Below are 15741 nucleotides of genomic sequence, written 5' to 3' on the forward strand. Positions count from 1 at the left end.
TTGTACTATTCCTCCTTTGTCCATACCAGTTTTCCTGTTTTCACTGCTTCTTCATACCGTGATATCTTATAAGAAAGCCTGTCCATAGTTTCCTCTATCTGCTCTTTTTGCTTCTGAAGAATATCCATCTGCTCATTCAACAACTCAAGTCTCGCAGGTATTGTAGAATCTCCCACCCTAAATAGCCTTTGATATTCAATTAGACTTTCTATGGGAAGTCCTGCATTTCTCATACATACTGCAAGCTCAACCCATCTAAGATCTTCTTCCTGGTAATCCCGAATTCCTCCGGATGTTCTTGTAACTTTAGGAATCACATTAACCCTCTCATAATAACGGAGGGTATCCTGTGAAATACCATATTTTTCTGACACTTCTTTTATTGTCATATTCTTCCTCCACAATTTAAAGAAGATTTTTCACACTCTGTATCCATTCATTAATTTGTTCCTGAGGTGTCTCCAGATTACTTCCACCTGTAGAATCAAACTGTATCTGCATATCGCAAACCACATTTGCGCCTTTGCAGGCTGCTTTCATATCCTTTATTACATGCCCTGGCCAGCCACCATTTGTCATAAAAGGTACTACTGTCTTTCCGGTAAAATCCTGTTGGTGCAGAAATGTTTTTACAGCCGGAGCCATTGTGTACCACCATGTAGGTGTCCCAACTGCGATGACATCATAATCTGCAATATTGATATCCAGCGGTTTAATTTCAGGTTCGTATCCGCGCTGCACTTCATTCTGTCCCTGATTTACCACATCATCATAACTGCCAGTATATGGAACTACGGTATCTATTTTTAGAATATCGCTATCAGTCTCACTCTGCAGCATTTTTGCAATTCTTTCCGTGTTTCCATTTGACCATGAATAATATATAATCAGTAATTTCTTCATCTTTTTACCTCCTGTTTCGATTAGCATACTACTTGAAGTTAACTCCAAGTCAAGAGCTTTTGATTTTTTCTTCATAAACGCTGGTATGACGCAGACTGTGGAAGACCCAAGACTCGCTACTGGCGGTTGGTTAGACCTTACCAGACAGGCATTCCACCTGCTAGACTACTCGCCCTTATCTGGGCGCACAATTCCGATTTGACGGTAATTTCTGTTTCTCTACATCCTACAAGCCCAGATAAAACTAATATACACAGACTAAATAACAGTACTCTTTTCAAACTCATAATTTCTTTCCAAGTTCATATGCTTTTTTCATCACATCAGCATGGCTTGCAGCTATATTTGCAGCATCAATTCCACCGCCACCGACCATGCCTTTCAAGCAAGCTTTTTCAAAACAGTCTACCCAGCCTTGCAGACCATTGTAGGCTTTTTCAAATGCACTTTCATCATTCTCAGCGGCAGTTGCAATCATATAAATATCTCTGAATGAATAATCTGTCGAATATAAAGGATTCAATCTATCAAGAAGTGTTTTCATCTGGCCACACATCTCATAGTAATAAATTGGTGTTGCATAGACAATGACCTCCGCATCCTTTACTTTTGCCATAATATCTGCAACATCATCCTTCAGTACACACATCCCATTCCTCTGACAGGATAGACAACCGATACAATATTTTATATCTTTTCCTTTCAAAGAAAGAAGTTCCACATCATGCCCGGCTTCTTTTGCTCCCTTTGCACACTCATTTGCAAGTATATCAGAATTGCTGCCTCCTCGAAGACTTGTCGATATGATCAATACTTTTTTTGCCATGATTAAATTTCTCCTTTTTCAGTGTCTTTTTTAACCTTCCGTATAACTTTCGCAGGCACTCCTGCCGCAATCATATTGGCCGGAACATCTTTTGTTACAACTGCTCCGGCTGCAATGACCGAACCTTCACCAATCGTAACCCCCGGAAGAACCGTTACATTTGCTCCAAGCCACACTTTTTTTTCGATGTGAATCGGCTGAAATATCATACCTGCTCTTTTCTCGGGATCTTCCATATGATTGATCGTTGCCAATACTGCATTATGTCCAATCAGGACTCCATCCTCTATATAAATACCACCCTGATCCTGAAACTTACATCCTGCATTAATAAAAACATTTTTACCTATATGGATATTTCGTCCGCAGTCTGTATAAAACGGAGGAAACATTCCAAAACTTTCATCTATTTTTGTCCGGTAAGTTCCGACATAAGCTGTATAATTTCTTCTTTTGTATGATATTTGTTATTCAGCTCCATCGTTATCTTTAATGCCCTTTGAGACAGCTCATGCATAACCAAATGTTCTTCACTTCCACCATCTACGATATATCCGGGCTTCATATTACTCAAATATTCTTCACACGTCATAATTAACCAACTCCGTTTTCTTTAAAAAATTTCTGAATTTTGTCAAATGGGATCACATCCGGATTATCGTATAGATCTGTATGAACAGCTCCCGGAATTGTCAGCAGTTCTTTATTGGATGTGTACTTGCTGTTCTTGATCATATTTTCATAAGCATCTTTTCCAAAATAATAGCTGTGTGCTTTTTCTCCATGAACGATAAGGACTGCACTTCTTATTTCATTACTGTACTTTAATATTGGCTGATTCATAAATGACATACATCCAATACTGTTCCAGCCATCATTTGAATTCAGGCTCCTTTTATGATAACATCTGCCTTTATAATACTCACTGTAATCTTTTACGAAGAAAGGTGCATCTTCCGGAACCGGAAGGGGAACACAACCACCGCCTCTTGAATATTCGCCTTTACGGTATTCTTCTGTCCTGAGGGTATTCAGTGACTGTTTCTTTGCATAACGTGCTTCTTCACTGTCCTCAGAATCAAAGTATCCATTCGCATTTACTCTTGTCATATCATACATGGTAGAAGCAACGGTTGCTTTTATTCTTGTATCCAGTGCAGCTGCATTAAGAGCCATTCCACCCCAGCCACAGATCCCAATGATTCCTATTTTATCTGGATCCACATCTTCCCGAACAGAAAGGAAATCTACCGCAGCCATGAAATCTTCTGTATTAATATCCGGAGAAGCCATGAATCTTGGATTGCCTCCACTTTCCCCCGTAAAAGAAGGATCAAATGCAATGATAAGATATCCTTTTTCAGCCATCGTCTGCGCATATAATCCGGAACACTGTTCTTTGACTGCGCCAAATGGTCCGCTTACGGCAATTGCAGGATATTTCCCAGATGCATTTTTCGGTTTATACAAATCTGCAGCAAGTGTGATTCCATAACGATTTACAAATGTCACTTTCTTATGGTCTACTTTTTCACTCTGTGGAAAAGTTTTATCCCATTCAGATACCAGCTTTAATTCTTCTGTTTTTAACATATTTAACATCCTCCATATGCAAAATTTCTTGTAATTACACTAACAATAGTATATGATATAAATATCTTACAGTCTAAAGTTAACTTTAGGTCAAGCATAAATTTGAAAGAAGGTTTTTTATGTATACAATCGGTCAGGTCTCTGCAATGTTTAATCTTCCTGTTTCTACATTAAGGTATTATGACAAGGAAGGCTTTTTCCCTAATCTGGAACGCAAGGGAAATATCCGTTATTTCAGCGATAATGAATTAGAAGCACTTCGTATCATTGAATGTCTGAAGAAATCCGGTCTTGAGATAAAAGATATAAAGCAATTTTTTATCTGGGTATCTGAAGGCAGCTCCAGCTATGAAAAAAGGAAAGAATTATTTGAAACCAGAAAATCAGCTGTTGAAACTGAAATTCAGGAACTTCAAAAAACTCTCTCCCTCTTAAAATTCAAGTGCTGGTATTACGAAACAGCAATGAAAGATGGTAACGAAGATGCTATAAATGCCATGTTGCCTGACAAACTTCCAAAAAATATACAGAAACTATATGATAAAGGGCATGACTGATTTTTGCTTTCTCCATCAAACTGGAATTTATTTGGAAGATTTTATTATCCATTCATCAAGAAATTTCATTTGTTCATCCGTATGAAACCAATGCTCTCCATTTTTCATAATAGAAAGTGTTGAATTAGTCCTCTGTACAAATTCAAATATCGTTCCATAAGCGGTAAGATTATCTTTTTCACCATACAAAATGTGCGTTGGGATTTCCCATATAATAGGATTTTCTCTTGCATAGCAAAGATAATCCCATGAAAGAGTCTCTCCAAAGGTTGTCTGAATTTCTTTTTTCTCTTTGAGTTCATCCTCTGTAACATTTGCCCAAATCATCATATCAGCAATAAGCCTTTCCATATCTACAACGGGCGAAATAAAATATGCTTTCTCTATTTGCTGATTTGATAAGGCATTGATAGCAAAATACGCTCCAATGCTATTGGCAATTACTTCAACAGTCTTGTAGTTTCTATAAATTGAATTAAAAAGTAATGGAAATTCTTCTTTTGCTTCCCATGGAAACTGTGCAATATAGTCGAGACCAATCACATCACAATTACTAAAGAGCGGTTTGTAATGAATAGCTTCTTCAGCATTACCACCTTTTCCATGTATATAAATAACTGCTTTATCCACAATAGTTATCCTCCACAAATTCAAATTTAATAGCGCAAAAGGAAATATATGACATACACCCAACTAAGTAATCCATGAAAAATCGCCCAGCCGACAGACTTCCACGTTGTATAACTAATAACCATAGCTAATGCACTTCCAAAAGTTATTCCTGATTTTACCGTTTTCTTGACAGTCATTGATTTATTATCTTCCATGTTTGTTTCCTCCACAAAATACCGATTTGCACTTCAAATCGTTTTCTTTATTCTATCATAGCATCCATTATTCCGCCATCAGTCTTTCCAGGTATCCATGACAATGATAAACTGGCCTGCTCCTGGCAATTCTTGCAGCATTTCATCAAGAGTTTTCTGTTTCACATATTTCTGCACATACACCCAACAGGCAACGCTACTGGCTTCTGATACAATGTCAGCTATGGTTTTGCGCATAAGCTCTTCAAATTCAGCAATTTCTTCTTTTGGGACAACATCATACAGTGTTGGTGCCTGATGACTTAATTTTACTCCATTTTCATTTGCATCTTTAAGCAGATTCTTAACTTTTTCTCTCGAGTTCTCCGGTACTTTCATGTACTCCCAGATAAATGCTACCACATCAGACGGTGTGTCTTTTTTGATTGGTGGTAATTGTATAAAATCATTCTTTTCACTCATTTTCATATCCTCCTCAAGATAAAATAAAATCAATAATAGATGCGAAAGCGATAAGACCCCTTGAAGACGACGAGGTAGATAGGTCAGAGGTGGAAGCACAGCAATGTGTGGAGCTGACTGATACTAATAGGTCGAAGGCTTAACCAAGCCAAAAGCACTTGACAATTGGCAAGTCGAAGACGAAGACAGAGTCTAGTGCGTTGGTTGTTCTGTGAGCGAAGCGAACAGAACTTCCATAACAAGGCAGTCTGGGTAGAAAGATTCGGATGGAAGAAATAAATTTCTGTGTGTGGTTTTGAAGGTATATGAGATAAGAGCCAGGAGCAAAAGCTTCTGGTTTTTTTATTGTCTGGATACAAAAGTTTCTCAAAATCTGTTATAGTAAAAAAAGAAAAGCGGAGGAGGGGAATATGGTGACAATCAAGGAAATTGCAGAGGAACTGGGAGTCAGTACAACTACCGTTTCTAATGTGATCCATGGGAAAACAAGAAAAATGTCAGCAGAAACGAGAAAAAAGATCGAGGAAGCGTTGGTACGTTATCACTATGTTGCCGATTACAGAACGGAAAAAGAGACAGAAGAATTAAAATTTATTCTGGTAAGCTTTTGTCTTGGAACGAAAGAAAATATTCTCATGGATCCTTTTTGTGGAGAAATGCTTGGAACGATTGAAAAAGAACTTCATCTTTATCACAGAAATGTGTGGTACGATTCTTCTTTAAATGAAGACGAACTGATTCGGAAAAGTCAGGCTTTTCAGGTAGAAGGAGTACTGGTTTTGGGACAGAATCCAAAGACCTGTGAGTACTTGTCAAAATGTATGCCAAAACCGGTGGTCTTTATTGATTCAGAGGAAGGGGATTATGATAATGTCAGCGGTCAGAGTGTGGATGGTGCCAGAAGCATGGCAGAGTATCTGCTCAGTCAAGGACATGAAAAAATCGCTTTTTTCTGTGACGAACGGATGGATTATGGAAGTACGAAAGAAAAGCTGCAAGGAGTAAGAGAGGCTTTAGAAGCTGTGGGGAAAAAACTTGAGGAGAAAGATATTTTTGTGGTGCCGGAGGAGCGGCTTCTGCGTTCAGAAATTTTCAGAAGCTTTGTTCCAAGAGCAAAAAAACAGGAATATACGGTAGCTTTTTTCTGCTCGGATTACTATGCCTGTGAGGCTATGGATGTATTCTCTGCGCAGGGATTAAAACTTCCGGAAGAACTTTCTGTGACAGGTTTTGATGATAATCCTCTTGCAAAACTTGTGACGCCCAGGCTGACAACCATCCGTCAGTATCCTTCTCTTCGAGCGAAGGAAGCGGTAAAACTTCTTATGAAAAGGATACGGGGAGAAGCAGTAGCCGTACATAGTTATAGTTTTCCGCTGGAACTGATCGTGAGGGAGAGTGTGAAAAACAGAAACTTTGGGCAGAAGTAACAAAAAGTGGTTTTCATTTTTGTTAAAAGATCTGGTTTTGGAAATAACCGGTTGAATAACCGGAAACAACCATTTAGGCTATATCTCAGCAAAAGAAATTTCCAAGGAGGTTATTCAAATGAAAAAGAAACTGATTTGTGCGTTGATGACAGCTGCAATGGCTGGTTCTCTCGTATCTGGTCTGACTGTGTCTGCAGATTCTGACAGCCAGGTAACGATTTCCCTTTACACCACACTGCCCAACAAGGATGCTCAGTTTGAGCAGTTATGTGAGGAATTTATGGAGGAAAATCCGGATATCAAGGTCAACTATATTGCCTATGACAGCAGTGAGAAACAGAAATGGATGACTCTTTACGCAAGCGGCGATGCGCCAACCATTTCCATCATGGATCCGGTCGATATCCAGGAAAATATTGAGAATATGGCAGCATATGATCTGACAGAAGATTCCTGGATCACGGATCAGGTAGATGAATCCTATCTCGATGTGTTTAAAGGTGAAGACGGAGAACTTTATGCAGTTCCCAACTGTGTGACAGCCATGGGTATCGTTTATAACAAAACCGTCATCGAGAAAGCTACCGGTGAGACTTTCGATCCTTCTACGATCAAGAGTAATGCAGACCTTGAGGCTCTCTGTGAGAAAATTCAGGCAGGCGGCGTGGCACCGATCATGTTTACCGGTGTGGACTGGTCTTTGGGATCTCACTATCTCAGCCAGGTATTTTCCGGTATTCAGGGAGATACGGAAGCACAGCAGAATTTCATCAACAGTCTGAAGGATGGTTCCGCAGAACTGAAGAGCAACGATGCCTGGAACAGCGTGATGGACACCTTTGATATTATTGCAAAATACAATTATAATGCCAATGACCCGCTGGTTGGAAACACAGATATTGATGGTCAGGCCATTGCAAAAGGTGACGTTGCCATGTGGTTTATGGGTGACTGGGCATGGAATTATATAAAAGATTCTGCTTCCGCAGATGACGAATTCGGTTTAATGCCCTGTCCGCTGACCGGAAAGGAAGAGGATGCGGTAAATACAGAACTTGGCGTTTTCTGTTCCAAAGGTTACTGCATTGATGCAAGCCAGAATTCAGAGGAACAGCAGGAAGCAGGAAAGAAACTGGTAGAATTTTTCTGTGTGGAGAAAGCACAGGAGATGTCCGATCTTCTGGATATGGCATTGCCGTTCAGTAAAGTGGATGTTTCTTATGATAATCCGCTGGTTGCTTCTACTCAGGATTATATTGCAAACGGAGCAGTATCCAGTACCTATGCATTCAGCCGTCTCCTGCCGTCAGATTTCTGGTCAGAAAACGGAGCCGTTATGCAGCAGTATCTTACCGGTATGATGGATCGGGATACAGCAGCTGATGCAATCCAGACCTATTGGCAGAATCAGAAATAAGAGACAGGCAGGAAAAGGAGAAAAACATGCTTCAGTTTACTAATAGCCTGGATTCACTGATGCTTCAGAAAAAGGGAAAGAGCCGTTGTATCAATCAGGAAAATCCGAAAGGTGAAAAGGGAAAAGGCGGAATGGCAGCAGGAAGCCTCGGCGCAGGCAGAAAAGGCTCTCCCTGCATGCAGAAGATCATTCCAGGAGAAACAAGAGTATTGGCTGAAATGGAAGGACCGGGTGTGATACAGCATATCTGGATGACTGTGACAGACCGTACGGAAAAAGATTATTACGTGTTGCGTGATCTGGTTTTGAGGATTTACTGGGACGATGAAGAAGAACCGTCTGTGGAAAGTCCATTGGGAGATTTTTTCTGCTGTGGGTTTGCAAGAGAATGTCTGGTAAATTCGCTCCCGATCGTGGTGAATCCTTCCAGAGGCTTCAATAGTTATTTTCAGATGCCTTTCCGAAAAAAAGCCCGTATTACATTGGAAAACCAGCATGAAGCAGAAGTACCGGCATTTTTCTATCAGGTTGATTATACTCTTTATGATGAGCTTCCGGAGGATATGGCTTATTTCCATGCACAATGGAGACGGGAGCGTCTGACGGAGCTGAAGAAGGACTATACGATTCTGGATGGCGTAAAAGGAAAAGGTCATTACGTTGGTACCTACCTGGTCATTGCAGCCCTGGAACGTTACTGGTGGGGCGAGGGAGAATTAAAGGTTTATCTGGATGGTGATGAAGAATATCCGACCATCTGTGGTACGGGAACAGAGGATTATTTTGGCGGCGCCTGGAGCTTTACAAGAACAGAAAATGGCGTGGCCAAGGAACAGACGTATTGCACACCTTTTATGGGATATCCCTATTATTCCAGAGAAGACGACACAGTCTATAATCCCTATCATATGAATGATACACCAACGGAACGTGGTTTTTACCGTTGGCACATTTTGGATCCGATTCTTTTTGACGAAGACATCCGTGTGACGATCCAGCAGATCGGTGTCTGCCACAAAGGTCTCTTTGAACGGCAGGACGATGTATCCAGTGTTGCTTACTGGTACCAGTCAGAGCCGCATCAGCCTTTTCCGAAATTGTTATCCAAAGAAGAGCGCTGGCCGAGATAAGAATTGATCAGAGATGAAAAAGAGCAGGAACTTTTCCGGGAAAAAGTTTCTGCTCTTTTTCTGTGAATGCAGGCGAAGATATTTGGATTTGATTTTAAATACTTGCAAAATCTCGCAATACATGGTAATATAGACTATCATTTCAAAGTCAATCTTTACTTATCTTTTTTATTCATCTATATCATCTTTATATCTTTATAATCCAAACAATACCACACATTCAAATGAATCGTTACACCATTTTTTAAGAAAGGGGTATTTCTATGTATTTATTTTTAGCAGGAAAAGTAGAAAAAGGGGGGATTCTATGCAGATTTATTCTGCAATGATTCCGGTGAAGGAAACATTTTCAAAGAAAGAATTTGTGCGGCTGCTCTTGGAGTGGAATCAGGGAAGTCCGCATGACAGGATGAAGGGAGTGCGCTGGCAGGAGGAACAAAGACTGCTGGCAGTGGAAGACCTTCCGGAAAAGCGGATAATCGCGGCAAGATTTCAGAAAACAGACAGTTATGGAATGATCTGGACGTCTGATCTTGTCCTGAATCTGGAAGAAAAGAGACTTTCTGTCAGGCTGGATCAGGAAGTGACAGAACAGACAAGCTCATTTTTTTACCGTTTTTCTCCCCCATATTTTATCAGACTGGTGATACGGAAGGGGTACGCTGGAATGGATGGGAGGCTGCCTGTTACAGGGAAGCCCGTATCTTTGGGAATCGGAGAAAAAGAACTGGCAGAAAGGGTACTCCTTGGAAAAGAGCACTTTCAGCTGCCGATCGTCTATCTGACAAAAAAATGGGACGGCTGTTACCCTCTGAATGCCGAGCTGCTTTCGGAGCAGCTTCAGGGAACGGCTCATGTATTGAAAGAAACGACGCCGGAGCTTGGGAAGCTTCTGAGAAAAAAATGTAACGGGGAAAATCCGCATCATGGAGCCATTGGAATTTATTATCCCTGTGTCTCTGCAGAAAATAAAAAGATCCATTTTGAACCATATACGGAAGAAATTTTGTTACAAAAAATTGTCAATATGATCTATCGGTATGAGAACCAGCAGACAGTAAGATGAATCGTCCGAAAATGCCCTTTTGTTGGCATTACTTCCAATGACACCATACTTTGCCGTATAAGCATCATAAACTTCATTTAAACGTTTCTGAAGAGCAGCAATATCCTCATCACTGGAATATTCATCCATCTGCAGGGCAATCAATTCTCTTATGGTATCTCTGACACCAATCATTCCTTTTACACGCTCTGCTGTCATTGCCGGCATTTTAACCGGATTCATAAGGGAATTGATCCGATAATAGATCTGATCATCAACCACTGTAAAGCTGTAATTTCTTACGTTCGGATCAGCCGGGATACTTTCTATCATTTCATCCAGTTCCGATTCCCGGTCAAGTGCAGGTGTCATAGTTCCCTGAATATGTTTGATTGCTTCTGACAGCTGAATTTCCAGATCTGCTTCTTCTATCGGTGAACAGGTTGTTTCTATACCATATGGACCTGAAACCTCTTCCATTTTTCCAAGAATCATTTCCGGATGCTCTGCAAAATATTGATTTACCTTTATTCCGTTTGCGTCACTACCAAGCTGAACCCATTCCGGCTCTTCATGGGAAATACTTTCTCTCTTCTGAAAAAACAGGATGTCCGCCGTTACTTCTGTTCCTGCATTGGCTGAAAATGCGGTATTGGGAAGTCTGATTGCCCCAAGCAGTTCTGCCCGCTCAGCAAGATATCTTCTCACTTCCGGTGATGCTTTGTCCATCGTTCCTTTTGTGGTAATCAGTGCAGTTACACCACCCGGTCGAAGTTGATCTAAGGATTTTGCGAGGAAATAATCATGAATAAAGAAATTGTACTTTTCATACTGCCTGTCATTTACTTTATAGGCTCCGAAAGGTACGTTTCCGATTACCACGTCAAAAAAGTCATTCGGGTAATCTGTTTTCTCAAATCCTTTAATCTGGATATTGGCATCTGGATATAACAGACTGGCGATTCTTCCGGGGTTAGTACTGTCTTCAGTTCCAGATATTCGGTTTCCCAGGCAGGCTTGCTTTCGTCAAAAGCATCTGACAATCCGCCCCAACCAACATACCGGGATAAAATCTCCTGTTCTTCTGCTGTTGCATGACGGTTTTCACTTTCGCATTTTTTAAGCAACTGAATAGCCATGATGTTTGCACGGAATTTTTCTTTTGCAGTCCCCCGCCCAAGAGCATCGTCTGTAATGTGAAAATTAACCACCTGTATTGGTTCTGATATTTCTGAATCCTCTTGAGCAGGCAATTCGTTTGTCATTGCCTGCTGATCAGGAAATAATGGTTCTTCCGTTTCTGCATCTTCTGGCAATTCAACATCCGGTAACTGGCTCTGAAGCTCCTGCATATCTGCCAACTGCTGTGCCTCTTCTCTTTCCTGATATCTTTCCTCCATTTCTTATCTGTAACAGAAAAAGCCTGTCCAGATAGATTTCTTTTTGAAATCTGATCCAAACAGGCTTACTGTTGACCTTAGTTTTCACTAAGCAAAGATTTTATTGTATTCACACCTAATAACTTACCGCCGGATATTTCCCTTCCTCTTTTTTCTTATCTGAGCTTGAATTTACATCCACTTTCTCAAATAAACAGCTGGCTTTTCTCTTTTATTAGAATTTCGATTTATTTCCAGCTATTATACCAGCAATGCGTTTTATTAGACAGCGGCTAATAGGATTCTTTCCGTATTAGCTGATATTCCATTCCATTTTCCCTCTGAAAAAACAAAAAAGCGGAAATTATATTAGAAATTTTTCTAATACATTCCGCTTTTGATAGGACGTCCCGTGCGGGAATCGAACCCACATCTAGTGCTTAGGAGCAACTTTTATGCAGGTTCAGACTAGTCCAACAGAGACAACCTATTCATTTATAAGTCCAGTAAAAAAGCGCCTTCCCGGACTATTTCTGTTCATATAAGATCATTGAAAATTATTCCGGATTTTTACATTTTCTGAGAAAATGATTGTACGCTTCTAATATAAAGCGCCAACTCCATCTATAATTTTTCAAATCATAAAATCCAACTATCCTGCCCATTTAAAAGCGGGAAATGAAATGTGTGATACACTATTTTCTTTGTCAGATTTCTTCTAAATTATACATCAGATACCGCCATTTACGCAAGATGCTTTGACCACTATTTTACCTCTTTTTTCTCACATGCTCTGATTTGATCTCATAAATAAAACCGGCAGAGATTTTGCTCTCCACCGGTCTACTTTTATCCTAATTATGTTCCCCTTGCATTGATTTTGCTAATGATGTCAGCAACACAGCCATTTCCGGATTGCTGAGAACTTTTGCAAGTAACTCTGCGTCCACTCCTTCTGGAACTTCCATCATCGTCCTCTTTTCTGTATCATGGATCTGCGGATTCAGATTCTTCCTGTTATAAAAGGAATCTTCCAACAGTGTCGCATTGCGCCGTCTGTCTTCATCTATGATATGCGAATACACTTCTGTAACCATATCTGCCTGTGCATGACCAGAATCTCCCTGTACCGCCTTTATATCACCGCCGTTCAACTTAAGCTTATAGGTAACACTCATATGCCGGAAACTGTGAAACACAATCTGTGGTAAATCATGTTGTTTGATCAGCTTATTCAGGGAATCTCTGATATACGCACCGCCCCTTGGAAGTCCATATTCAGTAGCAAGGATAAGGCCATAGTCCTGGTATTCTTCCTGCAAAATATCCTTTATCTCCTCCTGCTGTGCTTTCCATGCAATCAGTTCTTCAGCTACGCTCCTGGGTAAAAACACTTTCCGCACGCTGCTTTCTGTTTTTGGTGTTTTCATAATGCGTACCGTCTTATTCGTTTTCCGCTCCTCTGGAAATATGACGATCACATCTTTCTGGTCTAATTCCTCTAACGCTTTTTTGCTGACTCTCTGTACTTCCTTATTTACATAAAGATACGCCCGGTTTTCTTTGATCGCTTCTTCTGATATATCTACGCAGTCCCAGGTAAGCCCCAGTAGTTCTCCTATTCGAAGAGAACCGGCAAAGGCAAGGTTCATACACAATTTCAGGCACTCATTTTCACACACATCCAGAGCATATGCAAAGGTCTCTGCATCCCATATTGCCCGTTTCTCTGATTTATGCTTTGGTACCGTCGCTTTAAATGCTGGATTCTTCTCCATGATGTCCCACTTCACAGCCTGATTAAAACAACTCTTCAGCAGCTTATGTACATCACGGATTACACTGGTAGATACGAACTCGCTTCTGACATTTCCGTTCAAGTCTGGAACGGATGGCGTCTTTGTCAGCGTCTTATAGTAAATCTCCAGGAATCTGGTATTGATATCCGTCAGTGGAGTTTTCCCAATGATAGGCAATATATAATTCTTCAGCAATGACATATTCCCGTCATAGGTAGACAATGCCCACCTGTCTTTTCCATACAGTTCTACATACTCATTTATCAGATCCTCCAACGTCTTACAGTTCGATACGATAATACCGCCTTTTTTCTCTTTCAGTTCGATTTCTGCTTTTCTGATTTTAGCTGCGTTCTTTGTATCATACGTTTCCCACTTCTGTTTCCGCTTTCCATCTGTATCTTTACAGTAATATACGACACAATATTTGTTATTTTTCTTCTGTATCGAAGCCATGCTATACCACCCCCTTTTCCTTCCGCTTCAATAACCACTGTTCAAATGCTTCTCTTGGAATACGAATAATCTTTCCTGTTTTTCTGACCGAGATTTTTCCTGTGGTGTACCAATAAGCTATGGTTGCAGGCTCAACTCCTGCCAGTTCTGCCGCTTCCGGCACTGTCAGATACTCCAGACATTTTTTTTCCTGGCTGTGATCTGCTTCTGCAAGGCATCTTCGCTTATAATTCTCATATTCCCGTTTTTCTTTCAACTCCAATTCTTCATATTCAAAATTAAACAGCTCATAGGTATCCTGTGCCTGCAAGAATCGCTCAAAGCTCTCCTTTGTCACCCTTCTCCGTCCGGCAATTACAATAACGTCCAGCAATGGGGCATATTTTTTACTGCTCAGGATTCCATATACGGTACTTCTTGGAACGTCAAGCAGCCGGGCCATTTCCGGCATACTGAGACTGGCTGCCTCTGCAGCTGCATCTTTCTTACGATCTTCCTGTGTACGGTATCTGGACTGGCTGTAATACCAGTCCCAGAAGGCATCCGTCGGCACTCGCATTCTTTCATTCACGGTAACTGTCTCAATATTGTTTTTCTTCAATATCTCATATACCGTTGCGTTGTCCGTCCCCAGCATTTCCTGTATTTCTTTTGGGGAATAAGATCTGAGCCTCAACTCCTTTCCCGGTGCTTCTCCATTGACTTTATGATACCAGTCCTGATTGGCATACCACTTTTCAAAACTGGCAATTTCAACCCTCATCTTTCCAAGCAATGTTTCTGTCCGAAAATAGTTTTTATGAACCAGCCAGTAACGATCCGTCTTCTTTAATCCCAGCATATCCCCCATCTCGTGGACACTCATCCACTTTCGGGGTTTTGCCGACGATCCAACTCTTTGTATCACTGCCTTGTTTCACTCTCCTTCCATTTATTTTTCTTAAATCATATCTCACAATTCGCAAAAAATTTAGGATGTCACAGAAGCATTTCCCTTATCCAACCACTCGTCAAAACTCTTCTTGGAAATGCGGTAGCCACCGCCTTCTAACTGAATCCAGCGGAACTCATTTTGTCTCAACAGCTTATAGACCGTTGATCTGCTGACATCCAGCATTTCCTGTAAATCCTTCACCGTATAACATCTTTTTTCTGCCATATTTTCACTCTCTTTCAATCTGTTTTGATTTTATTTCTAAATACAAAAATCATGAAAAAGTTAAGAGTGCCGTTCTCACTCTTTAACCTATTTCATACATTTTCCGCATTTTCTTTAAGATTGCACTGACCTTCTGAGACATACTAACCTTTGAAATTCCCAGTTTTTTCGCCAGTTCTACCTGCTTCATACCATCAAAGTAGATGGACTTGATAATAAACTGTTCATGTTCTGACAGCTTTGCGATATTCTGATGCAATTCTGCAGATTCAGCCTGCAGAATTACCAGATCTTCTACGCTCCGCTGGCACTCATCCGGTAAATCCTGCACTCCGATTCCATCTGTATTCTCACTGAAAACACAGTCCAGAAGCTCTGTCCACTTTGTTTTTCTTGTCATGGTTTCTGGGTCTTCCGGCTGCCACTTTTTACTTCTGTAAACTTCATTACGGTAAGCGGAAAGCATTGCCTTGGCTACCTCTCTGGTTATTTCATAAAATTTCCCATCAACTTTTGCATAAAATTTGTCATTGAATTTATATGGATGCTCTACATACATCGTCCGTTCCTCCTGAATTTGAAATCTGTTTCGTGTTCCAAATTCAAGAGCGGAGGGGACCGGCTCCTTCTGATGCCTCTGATCATGCGTACTGATTTCCTTTCAGGCCACCAGATCAGGCAGACCTGTGGCTTATTGGCCGGAAATCAAAATTTCAGGGCAACAAAAAAAGCCCCTCCGGGGTGCTAACCCGAAAGAG

General features: G+C 40.7%; 20 protein-coding genes. 5 read left to right on the forward strand and 15 right to left on the reverse strand.

Annotated features, from left to right (window positions below; genetic code table 11):
* Positions 1-5 precede the first annotated feature (5 nt).
* The 6 genes from AB5618_RS07485 to AB5618_RS07510 all read right to left on the reverse strand — a co-directional run bounded on the left by AB5618_RS07485 (position 6) and on the right by AB5618_RS07510 (position 3322).
* On the reverse strand, positions 6-389 hold the full coding sequence (locus tag AB5618_RS07485; protein WP_368366635.1) for a MerR family transcriptional regulator: 384 nt from the start codon (positions 387-389) through the stop codon (positions 6-8).
* Positions 390-405: 16 nt separating this feature from the next.
* Positions 406-903: a flavodoxin gene (locus tag AB5618_RS07490; RefSeq protein ID WP_330602546.1), complete on the reverse strand. Its 498-nt coding sequence runs from the start codon at positions 901-903 to the stop codon at positions 406-408.
* A gap of 283 nt (positions 904-1186) precedes the next feature.
* Positions 1187-1729, reverse strand: a complete 543-nt coding sequence (locus AB5618_RS07495) for a flavodoxin family protein (RefSeq protein ID WP_368366636.1) — start codon at positions 1727-1729, stop codon at positions 1187-1189.
* Positions 1730-1731: 2 nt separating this feature from the next.
* A complete protein-coding gene (locus tag AB5618_RS07500; RefSeq protein WP_330602547.1) occupies positions 1732-2121 on the reverse strand; it encodes a DapH/DapD/GlmU-related protein in 390 nt (129 codons plus the stop codon).
* Between the two features lie 14 nt (positions 2122-2135).
* A complete protein-coding gene (locus tag AB5618_RS07505) occupies positions 2136-2321 on the reverse strand; it encodes a hypothetical protein (RefSeq protein ID WP_330602548.1) in 186 nt (61 codons plus the stop codon).
* A gap of 2 nt (positions 2322-2323) precedes the next feature.
* The gene (locus AB5618_RS07510; RefSeq protein ID WP_148462883.1) at positions 2324-3322 is read right to left on the reverse strand and encodes an alpha/beta hydrolase; all 999 of its coding nucleotides are present in this window, start codon (positions 3320-3322) and stop codon (positions 2324-2326) included.
* A gap of 119 nt (positions 3323-3441) precedes the next feature.
* Here AB5618_RS07510 and AB5618_RS07515 point away from each other — a divergent pair, with 119 nt between their 5' ends.
* Positions 3442-3879, forward strand: a complete 438-nt coding sequence (locus AB5618_RS07515) for a MerR family transcriptional regulator (RefSeq protein ID WP_055154026.1) — start codon at positions 3442-3444, stop codon at positions 3877-3879.
* A 27-nt stretch (positions 3880-3906) separates the two neighbouring features.
* On the opposite strand, the gene AB5618_RS07520 is transcribed toward AB5618_RS07515, so the two are convergent.
* The 3 genes from AB5618_RS07520 to AB5618_RS07530 form a co-directional block, all read right to left on the reverse strand.
* Entirely contained in the window at positions 3907-4509 is a 603-nt protein-coding gene (locus AB5618_RS07520) for an alpha/beta hydrolase (RefSeq protein ID WP_148463806.1), read from the reverse strand.
* Positions 4510-4535: 26 nt separating this feature from the next.
* The gene (locus tag AB5618_RS07525; RefSeq protein WP_015535374.1) at positions 4536-4706 is read right to left on the reverse strand and encodes a hypothetical protein; all 171 of its coding nucleotides are present in this window, start codon (positions 4704-4706) and stop codon (positions 4536-4538) included.
* 78 nt (positions 4707-4784) lie between these two features.
* Entirely contained in the window at positions 4785-5168 is a 384-nt protein-coding gene (locus AB5618_RS07530; RefSeq protein ID WP_227200188.1) for a hypothetical protein, read from the reverse strand.
* 371 nt (positions 5169-5539) lie between these two features.
* Between AB5618_RS07530 and AB5618_RS07535 the strand changes: the two genes are divergently transcribed.
* From AB5618_RS07535 to AB5618_RS07550, 4 genes are all read left to right on the forward strand, one after another.
* On the forward strand, positions 5540-6598 hold the full coding sequence (locus AB5618_RS07535; RefSeq protein WP_296086456.1) for a LacI family DNA-binding transcriptional regulator: 1059 nt from the start codon (positions 5540-5542) through the stop codon (positions 6596-6598).
* Between the two features lie 118 nt (positions 6599-6716).
* Positions 6717-8015, forward strand: coding sequence for an ABC transporter substrate-binding protein (locus AB5618_RS07540; protein WP_368366637.1), 1299 nt, complete (start codon positions 6717-6719; stop codon positions 8013-8015).
* 26 nt (positions 8016-8041) lie between these two features.
* Positions 8042-9145 (forward strand): glycoside hydrolase family 172 protein, encoded by a 1104-nt coding sequence (locus AB5618_RS07545; RefSeq protein ID WP_368366638.1) that lies wholly within the window; start codon positions 8042-8044, stop codon positions 9143-9145.
* A 307-nt stretch (positions 9146-9452) separates the two neighbouring features.
* On the forward strand, positions 9453-10211 hold the full coding sequence (locus AB5618_RS07550) for a hypothetical protein (protein ID WP_148463801.1): 759 nt from the start codon (positions 9453-9455) through the stop codon (positions 10209-10211).
* Here the strand turns inward: AB5618_RS07550 and AB5618_RS07555 are convergent.
* From AB5618_RS07555 to AB5618_RS07580, 6 genes are all read right to left on the reverse strand, one after another.
* Positions 10155-11072: an N-6 DNA methylase gene (locus AB5618_RS07555; protein ID WP_330637366.1), complete on the reverse strand. Its 918-nt coding sequence runs from the start codon at positions 11070-11072 to the stop codon at positions 10155-10157. The two genes, AB5618_RS07550 and AB5618_RS07555, sit on opposite strands and share 57 nt — an antisense overlap.
* The gene (locus tag AB5618_RS07560; RefSeq protein WP_368366639.1) at positions 11066-11590 is read right to left on the reverse strand and encodes a hypothetical protein; all 525 of its coding nucleotides are present in this window, start codon (positions 11588-11590) and stop codon (positions 11066-11068) included. Before AB5618_RS07560 ends, AB5618_RS07555 begins: the two co-directional genes overlap by 7 nt.
* A gap of 833 nt (positions 11591-12423) precedes the next feature.
* Positions 12424-13824, reverse strand: a complete 1401-nt coding sequence (locus AB5618_RS07565; protein WP_148463130.1) for a tyrosine recombinase XerC — start codon at positions 13822-13824, stop codon at positions 12424-12426.
* 1 nt (position 13825) lies between these two features.
* Positions 13826-14665, reverse strand: coding sequence for a helix-turn-helix domain-containing protein (locus tag AB5618_RS07570; RefSeq protein ID WP_173716689.1), 840 nt, complete (start codon positions 14663-14665; stop codon positions 13826-13828).
* 129 nt (positions 14666-14794) lie between these two features.
* Positions 14795-14983: a helix-turn-helix domain-containing protein gene (locus AB5618_RS07575; RefSeq protein WP_055057014.1), complete on the reverse strand. Its 189-nt coding sequence runs from the start codon at positions 14981-14983 to the stop codon at positions 14795-14797.
* A gap of 82 nt (positions 14984-15065) precedes the next feature.
* The gene (locus tag AB5618_RS07580; RefSeq protein ID WP_148463131.1) at positions 15066-15542 is read right to left on the reverse strand and encodes a sigma-70 family RNA polymerase sigma factor; all 477 of its coding nucleotides are present in this window, start codon (positions 15540-15542) and stop codon (positions 15066-15068) included.
* Positions 15543-15741: the final 199 nt, after the last annotated feature.

The sequence above is a fragment of the Ruminococcus sp. J1101004sp1_RTP21198st1_B9_RTP21198_201120 genome (genome assembly GCF_040924245.1).
Classification (GTDB): Bacteria; Bacillota; Clostridia; order Lachnospirales; family Lachnospiraceae; genus Blautia_A; species Blautia_A faecis.

Coding starts and splice junctions, on each gene's coding strand:
- AB5618_RS07575 (WP_055057014.1), bottom strand. CDS start 14,983: ATGGCAGAAAAAAGATGTTATACGGTGAAGGATTTACAGGAAATGCTG.
- AB5618_RS07550 (WP_148463801.1), top strand. CDS start 9,453: ATGCAGATTTATTCTGCAATGATTCCGGTGAAGGAAACATTTTCAAAG.
- AB5618_RS07495 (WP_368366636.1), bottom strand. CDS start 1,729: ATGGCAAAAAAAGTATTGATCATATCGACAAGTCTTCGAGGAGGCAGC.
- AB5618_RS07530 (WP_227200188.1), bottom strand. CDS start 5,168: ATGAGTGAAAAGAATGATTTTATACAATTACCACCAATCAAAAAAGAC.
- AB5618_RS07485 (WP_368366635.1), bottom strand. CDS start 389: ATGACAATAAAAGAAGTGTCAGAAAAATATGGTATTTCACAGGATACC.
- AB5618_RS07515 (WP_055154026.1), top strand. CDS start 3,442: ATGTATACAATCGGTCAGGTCTCTGCAATGTTTAATCTTCCTGTTTCT.
- AB5618_RS07560 (WP_368366639.1), bottom strand. CDS start 11,590: ATGGAGGAAAGATATCAGGAAAGAGAAGAGGCACAGCAGTTGGCAGAT.
- AB5618_RS07580 (WP_148463131.1), bottom strand. CDS start 15,542: ATGTATGTAGAGCATCCATATAAATTCAATGACAAATTTTATGCAAAA.
- AB5618_RS07510 (WP_148462883.1), bottom strand. CDS start 3,322: ATGTTAAAAACAGAAGAATTAAAGCTGGTATCTGAATGGGATAAAACT.
- AB5618_RS07490 (WP_330602546.1), bottom strand. CDS start 903: ATGAAGAAATTACTGATTATATATTATTCATGGTCAAATGGAAACACG.
- AB5618_RS07540 (WP_368366637.1), top strand. CDS start 6,717: ATGAAAAAGAAACTGATTTGTGCGTTGATGACAGCTGCAATGGCTGGT.
- AB5618_RS07565 (WP_148463130.1), bottom strand. CDS start 13,824: ATGGCTTCGATACAGAAGAAAAATAACAAATATTGTGTCGTATATTAC.
- AB5618_RS07545 (WP_368366638.1), top strand. CDS start 8,042: ATGCTTCAGTTTACTAATAGCCTGGATTCACTGATGCTTCAGAAAAAG.
- AB5618_RS07570 (WP_173716689.1), bottom strand. CDS start 14,665: ATGCTGGGATTAAAGAAGACGGATCGTTACTGGCTGGTTCATAAAAAC.
- AB5618_RS07525 (WP_015535374.1), bottom strand. CDS start 4,706: ATGGAAGATAATAAATCAATGACTGTCAAGAAAACGGTAAAATCAGGA.
- AB5618_RS07505 (WP_330602548.1), bottom strand. CDS start 2,321: ATGACGTGTGAAGAATATTTGAGTAATATGAAGCCCGGATATATCGTA.
- AB5618_RS07500 (WP_330602547.1), bottom strand. CDS start 2,121: ATGTTTCCTCCGTTTTATACAGACTGCGGACGAAATATCCATATAGGT.